General features: G+C 50.3%; 13 protein-coding genes and 1 pseudogene. All 14 read right to left on the bottom strand.

What is annotated here, in order from left to right; all coding sequences use genetic code 11:
* Positions 1-122: 122 nt before the first annotated feature.
* The 14 genes and pseudogenes from O9H85_RS21525 to O9H85_RS21460 all read right to left on the bottom strand — a co-directional run bounded on the left by O9H85_RS21525 (position 123) and on the right by O9H85_RS21460 (position 14,639).
* Positions 123-1,745: a restriction endonuclease subunit S gene (locus O9H85_RS21525; protein WP_269883481.1), complete on the bottom strand. Its 1,623-nt coding sequence runs from the start codon at positions 1,743-1,745 to the stop codon at positions 123-125.
* A gap of 704 nt (positions 1,746-2,449) precedes the next feature.
* Positions 2,450-2,602: a hypothetical protein gene (locus O9H85_RS21520; protein ID WP_269883480.1), complete on the bottom strand. Its 153-nt coding sequence runs from the start codon at positions 2,600-2,602 to the stop codon at positions 2,450-2,452.
* Positions 2,603-2,615: 13 nt separating this feature from the next.
* Complete coding sequence (locus tag O9H85_RS21515; protein WP_269883479.1) at positions 2,616-2,840, bottom strand: ATP-binding protein; 225 nt, start codon at positions 2,838-2,840, stop codon at positions 2,616-2,618.
* On the bottom strand, positions 2,747-3,373 hold the full coding sequence (locus O9H85_RS21510; RefSeq protein WP_269883478.1) for an ATP-binding protein: 627 nt from the start codon (positions 3,371-3,373) through the stop codon (positions 2,747-2,749). The genes O9H85_RS21515 and O9H85_RS21510 overlap by 94 nt, the downstream gene beginning before the upstream one ends.
* A 107-nt stretch (positions 3,374-3,480) precedes the next feature.
* Positions 3,481-4,209: a hypothetical protein gene (locus O9H85_RS21505; protein WP_269883477.1), complete on the bottom strand. Its 729-nt coding sequence runs from the start codon at positions 4,207-4,209 to the stop codon at positions 3,481-3,483.
* A 245-nt stretch (positions 4,210-4,454) separates the two neighbouring features.
* Positions 4,455-4,622, bottom strand: a complete 168-nt coding sequence (locus O9H85_RS21500; RefSeq protein ID WP_269883476.1) for a hypothetical protein — start codon at positions 4,620-4,622, stop codon at positions 4,455-4,457.
* A gap of 44 nt (positions 4,623-4,666) precedes the next feature.
* On the bottom strand, positions 4,667-6,658 hold the full coding sequence (ligA, locus tag O9H85_RS21495) for an NAD-dependent DNA ligase LigA (protein WP_269883475.1): 1,992 nt from the start codon (positions 6,656-6,658) through the stop codon (positions 4,667-4,669).
* A gap of 172 nt (positions 6,659-6,830) precedes the next feature.
* Positions 6,831-7,838: pseudogene (ligA, locus tag O9H85_RS21490) on the bottom strand (NAD-dependent DNA ligase LigA); the annotation flags it as partial.
* Positions 7,839-7,901: 63 nt separating this feature from the next.
* The gene (gene pcrA, locus O9H85_RS21485; RefSeq protein ID WP_269883474.1) at positions 7,902-10,238 is read right to left on the bottom strand and encodes a DNA helicase PcrA; all 2,337 of its coding nucleotides are present in this window, start codon (positions 10,236-10,238) and stop codon (positions 7,902-7,904) included.
* Positions 10,231-10,947: a heptaprenylglyceryl phosphate synthase gene (pcrB, locus tag O9H85_RS21480; RefSeq protein WP_269883473.1), complete on the bottom strand. Its 717-nt coding sequence runs from the start codon at positions 10,945-10,947 to the stop codon at positions 10,231-10,233. The genes pcrA and pcrB overlap by 8 nt, the downstream gene beginning before the upstream one ends.
* 230 nt (positions 10,948-11,177) lie before the next feature.
* A complete protein-coding gene (locus O9H85_RS21475) occupies positions 11,178-11,765 on the bottom strand; it encodes a hypothetical protein (protein WP_269883472.1) in 588 nt (195 codons plus the stop codon).
* A gap of 92 nt (positions 11,766-11,857) precedes the next feature.
* Positions 11,858-13,117, bottom strand: coding sequence for an MFS transporter (locus O9H85_RS21470; RefSeq protein ID WP_269883471.1), 1,260 nt, complete (start codon positions 13,115-13,117; stop codon positions 11,858-11,860).
* A 25-nt stretch (positions 13,118-13,142) separates the two neighbouring features.
* A complete protein-coding gene (locus O9H85_RS21465) occupies positions 13,143-13,607 on the bottom strand; it encodes a MarR family winged helix-turn-helix transcriptional regulator (RefSeq protein WP_269883470.1) in 465 nt (154 codons plus the stop codon).
* Positions 13,608-13,823: 216 nt separating this feature from the next.
* Positions 13,824-14,639, bottom strand: coding sequence for a spore coat protein (locus O9H85_RS21460; protein WP_269883469.1), 816 nt, complete (start codon positions 14,637-14,639; stop codon positions 13,824-13,826).
* Positions 14,640-14,648: the final 9 nt, after the last annotated feature.

The raw sequence follows: 14,648 nt of genomic DNA, 5'->3' as shown, positions 1-14,648 counted from the left end.
TTTCCTCCCCTGGTGCCGGGCTGATACTTTTCGCCGCGAAGTCAGTCTCAGCATACGATTTCTTTTTTACCGACTATTTATATAACTCTTCCATTACATCACAGTTATCTATGTCAAATATTTTATTGTTTCACATTCAAAATAGTATTTTGAAGTCGCTCCATTACTTCATTCCATCTATTCTCAGCAAGACGAATGCTTTCTACATATCTGGAACGCTCCTGTTCATATTCTTCTGCAATCACTTTTTGTTCTTCAACCCTAAGCAACGGGACTTCTAGCGACTTCAAGTCTTTATAGCTAATATTGATGACGACTGTTCCTTGCTGCTTTCCTGCTAAGACTTTGTTCCCCATTGGACTATCCAAAAAAACCTTTAAGTACGTCCCTAAAAGCAGTTTTTCATTCGGTCTTATAACAATAATGTTTGATGACGCAATGCAAGGATACTTCTGTTCTTGAAAAACTGCTGTTCTGATCACTGTCCCCCGTGCTGGCAATAATAAATCACCATTTTTAAGTAAGTAATTCGCCACTTTTCGTTCTTCCTCTTCGATGTGATCAAGGCCCTCATAATCAATGTCAAAATCATTTAGATTCGATATATTTACGACTCCAATGCTACCATTAGCATCTTTTTTGTTGATCGCCTTTCCGCGAAAAACTTCAGCAATATTACCTAGTTCTTCTTTTTTAATGCTTGAGTTCTGATAACGCTGCCATTCTTCATCTACCATCCCAAAGATATGATCAACATTCCAATAACCCAATTCCATTAACTCTTCCAACATAACAAATGTATCATCAATGAGTACCAGTTCATTGATTCCATTTTTTTTGATGTTGCTTGTAGCAGCATCATACCTTTTAATCATTATATCTTCCGTTCGGCCAGTGGTAATCGTAAACATATAGGTCTTAATAGCGGTAGATGCAAATATCCCAGTTGGTAGCTCAGCTATTTCTTCTAGTTTATACATGCCTTGTATAAAATCCCTTAAGTCCTTAATCGAGCCCGCAGCAAAAGTTATTCTAGCTGGAAGCACAATCACTAATACACCCGAACTATTCAAGTGTAAGAGCAAGTTCTCTACAGCTATCATTTCATATTCCCTGCAAATGAAATCTCCATTATCTTCTCCGCGTTCTCTTGCCCCAAATACAGGTACCGCCAGAATTAAATCAAACTTCCTTGCTGAAAACTCGTACTCATAAATACTAGTCTGTTCGACAATTACATCCTCATGCTCCTTAAACATTTCATCGAGAAGAACTTTACTCACGCTATTCATGGTAGTTATGAAGAATTCGCAATCAGAATGTCGGCTTACTAATTCAGTAAGGTAAGGTACAAATTTTTCAGCTTCAGGAATCAATACCGTCTTAGTGTTTGGATTAAAGTGTTTTTCAAATTCGGTAATCAGCACTTTCGGTATATAAAACATCTCTTTATAATCTGCAGATGCAAGAGCCATTTCCCAATCAATATCTTCATCATCCATAGCCATGAAAGCACCAAAAAACGCCTTTGAATCCGGATATGGATTTTTCATACCGTAACTATCCGCTATTGAAAGCATCAGCTCATAAGCTTTGTGCTCAGTAGGTTTTTTTGAATTCGATACAAACTCCTCTTTTGTCTTTTTCAAAAGGAACAATGCAACAGGCAACTCTGACTGAGCAGTATATCCCCTCAGTGCATTATAACGATTCCAAATATGGTTCATCCGCTTATCGTTACGCATCTTTATAACCCCCTTGCAAAACAACTCACTGTTATCATACATAAAATATAGCATCGCAGATAATTAATGTCAACGTATATTTTGTTTTGGTATTTAGATACCAAAACAAAATATGTTGTTATTATATTCTTTCTATTGTTTATTGCTCCATACGCCCCAATCAAAAAAAATCGAGAAAAACCTGAATTCAGACTTCGTGTTTCTTTTCGAGCATTATCAAAGCCCTTGTAATAAACAGTATCTTGTTTATTTGCAAGGGCTCATTTTTTTGTCCTTTACCAAAGTCCGACTTCCTGTTGAAACAATTATGACTGAATTACTAATACATAGTTAGAAACCTTTACACGACTGCCACCTGCAGGGTATTCCGATGTTGTGTAAACATCAACTAAATATTTGCAATCGATCACCGGGAGTGAGGTTGAAATTCGAACTCCATTTCGGTTCAAACCGAGAGAGGGCTTTTCATATGTCGATCAGAGAAAATCAGAGTCAACCAAAGAACAAGAGTTTTTACAATGGTGCATGGCACTTAACAATCGACTGCCAGCAGATCCCCATTAACGAAGAGGTATCTCGCGCCTACAAGCGTCCGGCTTAGGTAGAACGTAAGCGCAAGGTGTATTTCGTCAAGCAAAATTACCCCGAAAAATCGTGCATTTTTACCCATCGTTCGGATGGGTATTTTTTGTTCGTTTTGGGCTTCAAAAATTCGGTTCCGTTAGTTTTCGGTACAATTCTACATTACCTCGCTCCAAAGCGTCGCGCTGCTTTTGCAAGCGCTGAATCTCTTCCCGTAACCGCTGGACGGCCGCTTCCATCTCCGTCAAATCATCATGGCTTATTTGCTTCTTCATTTCTCAGCGCCTCCTAGTGTTCTTTCATCAGGGCATACTTCATTCGGTAGCTCTCGCCCTCGAAGACGAGCAGGTGCCCGTGGTGCGTCAGCCGGTCAATCATCGCAGCGGCCATTTGGTCGTCTGTGAAGACGGCTCTCCACTTCAAAAATTCCAGATTCGTCGTAATGACCAGACTGCGACTCTCGTAGCTGTCGGCAATGACGCGGAAAAGCAGCTGCGAACCTTCCTTGTCCACTGGAACGTAGCCCCACTCGTCGAGAATGAGGAGCTGGCATCGCTCTGGATCTCGCTTATAAGCTTTTCTAGCGTGCCGCCGCGCTTTTCCTCGGCTAAACGCATCACAAGTTCCGCGACCGTATAGAATTTCACGGACAACAGCCCTAACTCGCAGGCTCGCAGCCCGGCCACAATGGCTAGATTCGGTTTGCCGGTGCCGACAGGCCCGTAGAGCACGAGGTTGCGTTTTCCTTGAATAAACGTCCCTTCCGCCAGGTCGCTCCACTGCAGAGACGACGGTAGCTTGAGGCCATGCCGGTCGTAGCCTTCGAGCGTCTTGTACACCGGAAACCCCGCACGGCTTATGAGACGGCTTCGGCGACTGCGCTCGCGGCTTTCCATCTCCTCGGACAGCACGCGGTAAAGAAATTCTTCCTGCTTCGGCGTGGCTTCGGTTTCGCATAGCGTCACGGCGCGCTGGCTGAGCACGAGCTTCTTACAGAAGCTCGAGATTTCACTGCGGGGCGATTCACGTTCACGGGTTACGTTCATCCTGCCGCACCTCCAGCCAGCTTCAAGATGTTGTCGTAGATGCCCAAGTCAACGCTGCTACGCTCTTCCGGTTCGAACGTTGCCAGCCTTGCCGCTAGCACACGACGCTATTGGCACTGTTCAAGCGCTCCGAGCTTCGCTGCTTGTTCCATCGCCTGCAGAGCCGTGTCAAAGTCATATCGCCCAGACAGGTCATGCATCGTCTGAAGTACCTCCTTGAGCTCAGCACGTTCGAGGCCGTCCATTTCTTCACGCAGGCGCTCCGGCAGAGCTTTACGAATGAGGCTGTTTCGCCAAGCCCTGGGGCTTTGAAGCAGACGGCTGAGCGTTGTCTTTACATAGACGCTGTCCGTACGCTGCTTGCCAAACATTCGGATATGAGCGCTAATGGGCTCCCCGTTTGGTGCGAACGGTTCTACAGTGTGGGCGCCAATGCGGACGACCAACTCGCGTCCGGCCCATTCGGGGGATGACGAGTAGAAATGCTTGCCGTCAATCAGGAACTTCCCATTACCATCTGTTTTCTCTCGGGTGTATCGGCATGTGGCAAACGATGTTTTCGGTAAGTAGAGAAACGTCTTCTTGTCCTGTTCAAACAGCCGGGATATGGCTTCGCCCTTCTTGTAGTGTTCGCGCTGCCAGTCGGCCTCGCAGCGATCCAGCAATTCCCGGTTGAAGGCTTGTACGTCGGTGACGGTCGGCAAGGGAACGAACAGGTTCAGCCGCATGTAGCCGACCTTGTAATCGACATTGCCCTTCTCGTGCCCCGCGTATGGGTTGCAGAAGGTGATCTGAAAGCCGTAGTGTGCCTTGAAACGCAGGAATACTTCCGCCATAACTCACGTTCTCGCTGACGCGGCGGCCTACACCGCTGGCATTGTCGAAGATCAGGCGTGTCGGTACGCCCCCCATGCGACGGAACAAGTCCTGCAAGCCATGAGCCACACACTCCACGGTCTCTCCGCCAAAGAGCTGAACGTAACCGGCGTTGCTGTAGGGGAAGCTCACGCACAGGAACTTGTACATCCGCTTCTCGCCGCTAACGTCGTAAAAGTCCGCTTCGCCGGGCTGCCAGTCCAGTTCAAGCGTACCTTCTTGGTACCGGTACTCCCGCAAGCTCCACATAGCGCTGGACGAGCGGATATGAAGCGTCGTATCCGATGCACTCGGTCATGAGCCGCTTGTGAATGCGCATCGCGGTGTGCCGCTGCTTGTAGCAAGCATAAAATAAATATAAAAGGTGTGCCACTTATTCAGTAAGCACACCTTCTTGACCATTCTGAGTTGTCTTTTTTACTTTAACAAATTGTTAAATTCTTCCTCATTAATTATTTTAACGCCTAATTCCTCTGCCTTTGTTAATTTACTTCCTGCTTCTTCTCCCGAAAGGACAAATGATGTTTTCTTGGAAACACTACCCGATACTTTGCCACCATGCATTTGTATTAATCGAGTAGCTTCGTCTCTCTTTAGATTCGGAAGCGTTCCGGTAATAACAAATGTTTTCCCCGTAAATCTGTCGTCTTTGCTTATTTCTGATACTTTTGATTGGGTATTAACACCTGCTCTTTTCAGTTTTTCAATTAATTCATGCGTACTGTTAAGACTAAAGAAACTCAAAACGCTAGTTGCAACTGTATCACCAAAATCCGGTAACATAATTAATTGATCGTAGGTAGCGTTACTAATTTCGTCTATGTCTGCAAAACTAGAAGTCAACGCTCTTGCCGTTTGCTTTCCTACATTCTTTATTCCAAACCCTGTAATTAGCTGGTCCAAATCATTTTCTTTTGATTTATCAATCGCATTCAGCAGGTTATCAACCGACTTCTCCCGTCCAACTATTCCTTTCTCAATTAGCTCATCACGATATTCTTTAAGGTGATAAATATCTGCTATATTTTTGATATATCCTTCAGACATAAGAGACTCGACTGAGCTTGGCCCAAACCCTTCTATATCCATCGCATCTTTAGAAGCAAAATAGGTAATTCCCCTGATCAATTGGGCTAGACATTCGTTTCCACCACAACGAATATCCGCTCCGTTTTCATCTCTAACAGTTGGGGAATTACAGATAGGACACATTTGAGGTATTGTGTACTTAACGGTATTGCTCGGTCTTTTCTCAGGAATGCTTCTAACAACTTCAGGAATTATGTCGCCTGCCTTTTGTATAACAACAGTATCACCTATTTGTATATCCTTAGAATCAATAAAATCTTGATTGTGTAAAGTCGCTTTAGAAACTTCAGTGCCTGCTAATATAACTGGCTCTAAAAGAGCTAAAGGCGTTAATCTGCCCGTACGACCTACTTGTACTTTAATGTCTTTAATGACCGTTTCCTTTTGCTCCGGTGGATATTTAAAGGCAACAGCCCACCTTGGCACTTTACTTGTCGTCCCCAATACTTTCCTGTCGCTCAGATTATCAACTTTTATAACAGCTCCATCGATACCAAAGGATAAAGTTGATCTTTTCTCTCCTATCTCTGATACATACTTCCATATTTCATCTGCTGTTGTACAAACTTTATAATCTGGGATTGTTTTTAATCCTTGGTTTTCTAACCAATCCAACGATTCACTATGGGAAGTGAATTCTTTACCTTCTGATATTTCAAGATTAAAAACGAATATATCCAGGTTACGTTCTCTAACCACTCTTGAATCTAACTGCCTTAAAGTACCTGCTGCTAAGTTCCTTGGTGTTTTATATTTTTTACCATTAGCATCTTTTTGATTCTGTAATACTTTTTCAAAGGTTTCATTGGACATATAAACTTCCCCACGAACCTCTAAATAAGGTAATTTAGTAGAAATCTCTTTAGGAATTGACTTTATCTCTAAAAGATTTTCGTAAACTGATTCTCCGACCTCACCATCCCCCCTCGTAATTCCTTCCGTTAATTTACCATTGTGATACCTTAACATTACGGTCAAACCATCAATTTTCATCTCAACTACAAATTTAGGGTTAGAAACCTGTGAGCTTACTTTATTTACAAAATTGTATATTTCCTCTTTTGTAAATACATCTTGTAGGCTTATTACTGGTACATCATGTTCTACCTTTCTTAATTCACGTTTAACAGAGCTTCCTACTTTTTGTGTAGGGGAATCAGAACTAATGAATTCTGGAAATTCTTCTTCAAGCCTTTTTAATTCTTTGTAAAGTTTGTCATACTCATAATCGGTTATTTCTGGCTGATCCTTATCATAATATTTTTCATTGTGGTATTTTACCTGTGCTCTTAAATCCTCAATCTGTTCTTTCACATTCACAATATCACACCTCCACTTTCTTAAACAAAAGTCATCGCAGAAAAGGTATATATTTCGTTTATTTCGTTTATCTCCTATTTGTATTGAACAAAAGTCTTAAAACCCTCTATTTAATTGGATTATATCAACAACAAAACGGTTCATAACTTTTGTTTGTTAAAATATACTTATTGCCGGTCCGGCCGACATTCCACACCACGCCTTGAAGTGTCGTTACCGCTTCCTCGGCTTCAAATTTATAGGCTACCGCCCAACGCGGGAATTTATCGGTATAGCCAAGCACCTCGCGGGTGCGCATATCCGTTACTTTAATAACGAGCCCGTCGATCAGGAAATCGAGCGTACCGCGAATATCGACGATATGCTCCAATTCCTTCTCGACCGCATCGATATTGTCGAAAAACTTCACGAACGGGCTGACCCGAAAATGATTTTCCTTCAGAAAATCCACCATTTCCTGATGATCCGTAAACTGCAGCGATTCCGAATAGCCTACGTTGTAAAAATAAGCGTTCAGCCTGCGCTCGGCCGTTACCCTCGGGTTCAGGTTGCGCAAAGCGCCCGCCGCGGCATTCCGCGCGTTCTTCAGCGGCTCCGCCGCCGTTTGGTTATACGCCTCCAGCACGGACAAATTCATGATGCCCTCGCCCTGGATCTCGATCTTGCCGTCCCGGTAAGGGATGTGCAGCGGAATGGACCGGATTGTCTTCACATTCGCCAGAATGCCCTCGCCGACGACCCCGTTGCCACGGGTGGCCGCCTGGACCAGCTCGCCGCGTTCGTAGGTCAGGTTCAGCGTGAGGCCGTCGAACTTCAGCTCCAGCACAAACGAAGGAGCCGGCAGCGGATCTTCCGGATGCTGTGCGTTATAATCGCCCACAAGCTTCTGAACGCGGTTATGCCATGCCATAAGGTCTTCATGGTTCTGCGCCTTGTCCAGGCTCCACAGACGCGCCATATGGCGGTGCGGATCGAAGCCCTTGAGCAGCTCCCCCCCGACCCGCTGGGTAGGGGAATAGGGCAGCATGGTGCCGGTTTCCTGCTCCAGCTGGAGCAGCTTGGCGTACAGCGCGTCGTATTCCGCATCGCTTACCGCCGGCTCATCCAGCGTGTAATAAGCGTAATTATGTTTGTTGATTTCTTCGATGAGGGCCTTCATGGTTTCCAAAGCGTCACGCATCGGGAATTCCATCCTCTCAGATCAGCATCTTCTACTTCTTATAATCTACTATAATGATAAAGATTAGACCTTTGTAATCGGTGCAAACTTGGCCAATAGCCGCTTCACGCCGACAGGTGCCGGGAATGCGATCTGCAGCTCGGTATCGTCGCCGGAGCCTTTAATGGAGACGACGGTGCCGGTGCCCCATTTGCCGTGGGAAACCTTGTCTCCCATCGTAAAATCTATTGCTTTAGCCGCTGAAGCTGTAGCCGAAGTCGCGGCCGCCGGCGAAGCGCCTGCGGGAGCAGCGCCCGGCGAACGGAAGCTTACGGGCGAGCGTCCTGGCGCGGTCTGCGGCGCAGCAGCGCCGGAGGCGCCGCCGTAGCTGCCCGTGCTGCCGAAGCGGCGTTCGCCGCCGCCCCAGGAGGCCGCGCCGCCGCGGCTGCCGAAACCTCCGCCGGCCCTCACCTGCTCAATCATTTCACCCGGCAGCTCCTTCAGAAAGCGTGACGGCGCATTGGTCGCCGTGCGGCCGAAGAGCGTGCGCATCCGGGCGCACGTAAGGAACAGCTCCTCCTCGGCGCGGGTAATGCCAACATAAGCGAGCCTACGCTCCTCCTCGAGCTCCTCGTTGTCCATCAGCGCCCGGCTGTGCGGGAACACGCTTTCCTCCAGCCCGACGATGAATACGACGGGGAACTCGAGACCCTTGGCGCTGTGCATCGTCATCAGCACGACCCCGCTCCGGGCTTCCTCGTCCGGTTCGTTATTCATCGAATCGATATCGGCAATGAGCGCGAGATCCGTGAGGAACGAGACGAGCGACTTATCCTCGTTGCGCTTCTCGAATTCCATCGTCACGGACAAGAACTCGTCGATGTTCTCCAGCCGCGCCTGCGATTCGATCGTATTTTCCCGCTTCAGCTCCTCCCGGTACCCCGAAAGTTCCAAGACCTGCTCGGTCAGCTCGGTGACGGACAAATAATCCGTCATCCGGTACAGATTCTCGATCATGTCCTTGAACTGGTACAGCGCTCCGCGCGCCTTCGCCGTCACGTCCAGCATATCCGCGTTCTCCAGTATCGCAAACATCGATACGCCGTGCTGTCCTGCGAAGGCCGCCAGCTTATCCAGCGATGTGTCGCCGACGCCTCGCTTCGGCACGTTGACGACCCGCGTGAAGCTGATGTCGTCGTCCGGGTTCGAGATGAGCCGCAAATAAGCGAGAATGTCCTTGATCTCTTTGCGGTCGTAGAACTTGATGCCGCCGACGATTTGGTACGGAATATCCGATTTGATGAGAATTTCCTCGATGACCCGGGACTGGGCGTTCGTGCGGTACAGGATGGCGTGGTCGCTGTAACGGCGCCCGCCTTCGACATTCTTACGGATTTCACCCGTAATGAAATAGCCTTCCTCGTGCTCCGAATCCGCCAGGTAGAGCTTGATTTTGTTGCCTTCGCCCTTGTCGGTCCATAGGTTCTTCGGCTTGCGGCCCATGTTGTTGGCGATGACCTTGTTCGCCGCATTCAGGATGTTCGAGGTCGAACGGTAATTTTGTTCCAACAGGATCGTCGTTGCCGTCGGGTAATCCTTCTCGAAATCGAGAATGTTGCTGATATCCGCCCCGCGCCAGCGGTAAATCGACTGGTCGCTGTCCCCTACGACGCAAATGCGCTTGTGCTTGTCCGCAAGCATCCGGGTCAGTATATACTGCGCCCGGTTCGTATCCTGATACTCGTCCACGTGAATGTACATGAACTTGTTCTGATAAAAGTCCAGCACATCGGGCTGTTCCTGAAAGAGCTGGATCGTCGTCATGATCAAGTCGTCGAAGTCGAGCGAGTTGTTCGCCCGCAGCTTCTTCTGGTACAGCTTATACACCTTGGCCACGATGCCGTCAAAATAGTCCCCGATCTTCTGTTCTACGCGCTCGGGCGTTTGCAGCTCGTTCTTGGCGTTCGAGATCGCCGCTTGAACGGCCTTTGGCTCGAACTTCTTCGTATCGATGTTCAGCTCCTTCATGCAGTTCCGCACGACGGACAGCTGGTCGCCCGAGTCAAGAATCGTAAAGTTCGAGGTAAATCCGATCCGCTGGATATCCCGGCGCAGGATGCGCACGCACATCGAGTGGAAGGTCGATACCCAAATATCCTGCCCCTGCGGTCCGACGAGCGCACTGACGCGCTCCTGCATCTCCCTGGCCGCCTTGTTCGTAAAGGTAATGGCCAGGATGCTCCATGGCGCGGCCTTGCGCGTAGCGATCAAATAGGCGATGCGGTGCGTCAGCACCCGCGTTTTCCCGGATCCGGCCCCCGCCATGATGAGCAGAGGTCCGTCCACCGTCTCCACGGCTCGCCGCTGCTCGGGATTCAATTTGGTTACCGCCTTGAAAATATCTTGTCCTTCATTAATCATAGTGCCCCGATTCCTTTCCTGATTCCTTGACCGCCGCCACCGTGGCGAGCGCCCGTTCCAAATCCTCGTACACCGCGTTGCCCACGACTACCGTATGCGCCGCCGACGCCGCTTCGCGCGCCTTCTCCGGCCCGTCGATCCCCCCGCCATAGAACAGCCGGGATTCCGTCAGCAGTCCGCGGACGCGCCGTACCCACTCCATGTTGCCGAACGTGCCGCTGTACTCCATGTAAAAGACGGGGCAGCGGAACAAGCGATCGCTGATTCTGGCATACGCTTCGACGTCCTTCAAGCTGAGATCCGCATTCGCCTGGGTCAGCCGCGCCGCCTCGGAATCGGCGTTCAGAATGACGTAGCCCTCCGTCACGATCTCGCTCCAATCCAGCAGGTTCCCGTATTCCTTCAGCGCCTCGTGATGCTGGCCTATGATCCATTCGGGGTCGCCGGCGTTTAACACAATCGGGATAAAGAACAGATCAAACCCGGGGACGACCGCCTCCCGGTCGGAAATTTCCAGCATGCACGGAACCTCGTACCGCCGGATTCGCGCCAGCAGGTCCACCGTGTTGTCAAAGGTCACTCCCGAGGAACCTCCCACCATAATCGCATCCGTGCCGGAGAGACAAATCCGCTCGAGCGCTTCATCCGCGATCTCCCGATCGGGGTCCAGCTTAAACACATGCTTCCACTCATCCAAACGCAAAAACAAAAGCGGTTTCCTCCTGTTCTCCTATACAGCTTCTATATGATCTTCTTCCTTCTATGAACATAGGGTTGGTCAAACCAAACTTCTCTTAAGTCTATTCCACAGGAGGTATAGTGTCAAACGCCAAATGGGATCAAACGTTCGCACACTTGCCGCCGAAGCGCAAAAAAAGCGGAGCGCCGGCCCTAAGGCTGACCGTCTCCGCTTGGCCGCTGCCGCGGCAAATCTTGCATTTACGTTCGGGACTTGAACTCTTGGATCTTCAGCTGATTTCCCTGAACCTGGTAAACCGATTCATGCTGCATGACCGTTTCCGAATAATCCTGGCGGCTCCGGCCGCTCAGCATGAGCTTGTACTGTCCGGCGGCCGGCTGCTGGCGCTTCAGCTCATAGGTTTGGTAATTGCTGCGAAGATTCAGCATCGCCTTCGTGCTGTTGGCCTGATAAGTGCCGGTTGTCGTATCCAGCCGGTAAAAATTAGCGACCAGCCGCTGAGCCATCTCCGGCGTGTACACCTGGGTCAGATGCGTCTGCATTTCCCTCATCGCATACCGGTCCATTTCGCCGGTAACCGGCGAGGAGAGCACCTGGTGCGTCCAGTCGTCGATTTGCTTGACCCAGGCGATCACCTGGTCATCGGACTTCGTCATGATGTCGGCGCCCATCGGCGGCGGCGTCAGCTGCCCGAACGTAACGAGAAGCCGGTCGCGGCTTACCGTGTTCTGCATCGTCTTCATGTTCATATCGGCGTTACGCTGGTCGCGGGTTTGACACCCGGCGAGCAGCGCGGCGGCAATCATCAGCGTGAGGAATCGTTTCATGGAAGTGGTCCTCCTGCGCGGCGTTTTTGTACGTATTATGGGTTAAACGCCAAAAAGTATACGCGCCGGGACCCTACTTCTGGGTTCCTTCATTAAAAAACCGCTTGCTCCTCCCGAACGGAAGGCTTTTTGCGGAAAATCATAACCACCGTCAGGAATCCGGCCAACAGCAGAATGCCGCAGGCAATAAAAGCGCCGTCCGCGCCGTACCGCTCCGCCACCATGCCGGAGAAGAAATTGCCAAGCGGCGTGGAGCCGGCGAACACGAGCGAATAAACGCTCATGACGCGCGCCCGGTATTCATCCTTGGCATGGATCTGAAGCGTCGAGTTGCTGTTCGTCGAGAACAGGATGTTGCACAGCCCGGTCAAGGCGAGGAACGCGCCGACGCCATAGACCGAATGGGCGATGCCGGTGAGAGCCAGGAAGACCGAGATCAAGGTGCAGCATACGAGGATCAACGAGTAGCGGGGCCCTTTCTTGCTCCGCAGCGACATCGTTAAAGCCCCGGCCAAAGAGCCGACGCCGAGGCAGGACATGAGGAGGCCGTACGTTTTCTCATCCAGATGCAGTACGCTCTTTGTCATTACCGGGATGAGCACATTGAAATTGTAGGCCAGCGTCCCGACGACGGTGACGAGCAGCAGCGTCTGCGCCAAAATTTTATGATTTGCAATATATACGATGCCGTCTTTGATTTCCCTCAGAATGCCGATGTCCTTCTTTTTTTGGCGCACATAGGGGTCGGTCTTGATTTGCAGCAGCCCGTAGATGACGGCGATAAAGCTGAGTCCGTTCAGTAAAAAACACCAAGCCGGCCCAAAAAACGCCATCATCGTCGCTCCGATCGCCGGCCCTACGATTCTCGCCAAGTTGAAGGTCGTCGAATTGAGCGCGATGGCATTCATCAGGTCTTCCTTGCCGACGATCTCGATATTGAACGCCTGCCGCGTCGGCATGTCGAAGGTGTTCGTTAACCCGAGCAAAAAAGCAAGCGTCATGACATAGCCGTATTTCACGGTATGCGTAAAGACGAGCGCCGACAAAATCAAGGCCAGCACCATCGAAACCGATTGGGTGACCAGCAGGATTTGCTTCTTTGGATATTTATCGATCAGCACCCCTGCGAACAACGACAGGAATGTCACGGGCAGGAATTGAATCGTCCCGACCAGCCCGAGCAGGAAGGGCGAGCCCGTTAAGGTAAGGACGAGCCAGGATTGCCCGATATTTTGCATCCAGGTCCCGATCAGGGAGACGCATTGGCCGAACCAGAAATAACGAAAATTTGTGTGGGTCAGCGCATGAAAATGGTTGTTGACGAGCCTTGCCCCCGCATCCCGAATACTCATTAATGATGCCACCTGCCGTTTCGTCTCAATCTTTCGTAAGGTCCTGCGCTGTCCCGTCCTCTATAAAACGGGTCACGTTGCTCCCCATCCGTTCGAGCAGCTGCAGCGCCGATTCCTTCTCTTCTTCGGTAAATCCGTAGGTCAGAATATGCCTCCAGTCCATCAGCACGCCCCGCACCTGATCCTTAATCCCAAGCGCCTTATCCGTCAGAAATACGCGGTAAGACCTCCGGTCCTCATCGCGCACCTGCCGTGTGACATAGCCCAGCGCCTCCAGCTTCTTCAAAGCCTTGGCCGTCGTTCCTTTGTCGATTCTCAGATAGCTTGAAAGCTCCTCCTGGCTGAGTCCGTCCTCCTTATAGAGGGCGTTCAGGAAGATGTGCTGGCCTTTGCCGATTTCATAGTTCTTGAGCCTCTCGCCAATGTACATTTGTCCGCAGCGGTAGATGAGGGACATCCACCTTGGGATGGTATACTTCTGATCAATCATCCGTTCCTCCCGCAAATCGAAATTCGTTGCATTTGCCACTATTGTACAATAGGTTTATATTAGTTGCAATTGCAACTATTAGGGACAAGCCCTTCAAACGCGATAACGAAAAAAATCCCCGATTGACCGTTACGGTCAGCCGGGGACTAGCGTCTGTACTTACATCATATATTTGCAGGCATGGGGGGCACTGCTCTGCTGCGTCTTGGTTACCGTCTACTGCATCGAGGACGGGCCGGCGCCGGCGGCAGCCGAATCGCTCGAGCTGCCGGTGAAGTGGTAGCCGCTGCGTGCCGTGCCCGATGTGCCCAACGAGGAGCTGTAGCTTGACTCCTGGCTGCTCTGCGAGCCGCTGCTGTACTTATTGCTCACATAATCCTGCGAGGCTCTCGCCGCAAAGTCCTGCGCATCGGCGGCGTCCTGCTGAGTGGAACCGGCTTGGTTCTGGGAGTAAGCGGACGAGCTTGCATAGCCGGATGTAGTACCAGCCGTGCCCGGGCTAAAGCTTTGGCTCGCATATGGGGATTGGAAGCCAGGGCTCGAGCTTTGTCCTTGGCTCATGTATCCGACCTGCGCCGATGGGAACGATGGCTGCTGCGGGTAGACGGACTGCTGTTGATAGGCTGGCTGCTGTTGCTGCTGAACCTGCTGCGCGGTTTGCTGATAAGCCGCGGCGCCGGCATAGCCCGATTGAACGGCCTGCTGGACAAAGGCTTGCAGCTGCTCCGCCCGCCGAACCTGCTGCTGCAGGTCCTGCTGAATTTCTTGAGGCTGCGCCATTTGAACGTTCCCGTAGCCGTTCATTTGGGACAGCAGGCTGAACAGCTCGGCCTGGTCCTGCAGCGTCTTTTGAATCAAAGAAGCGAACGTTTGCCGAATGGCCGGGTGGCTCGCTTCGAGCGATGCCGTAGTATACTCTCTTGCGGTACGCTTCAGCTCGGAGAGAACCAGATTGCCCCAATCCTGCTCCCCAAGATGGGTATGCTGCATTCCCGAAGCTTGCGTGCTGCCGTAGTTCGTTTGCTGATACATCGTTGTAAA

This window comes from Paenibacillus gyeongsangnamensis, from assembly GCF_027533625.1.
Taxonomy (GTDB): domain Bacteria; phylum Bacillota; class Bacilli; order Paenibacillales; family NBRC-103111; genus Paenibacillus_G; species Paenibacillus_G gyeongsangnamensis.
Note: the sequence above shows the minus strand (reverse complement) of the source record. Positions and strands in the feature narration are given on the sequence as shown.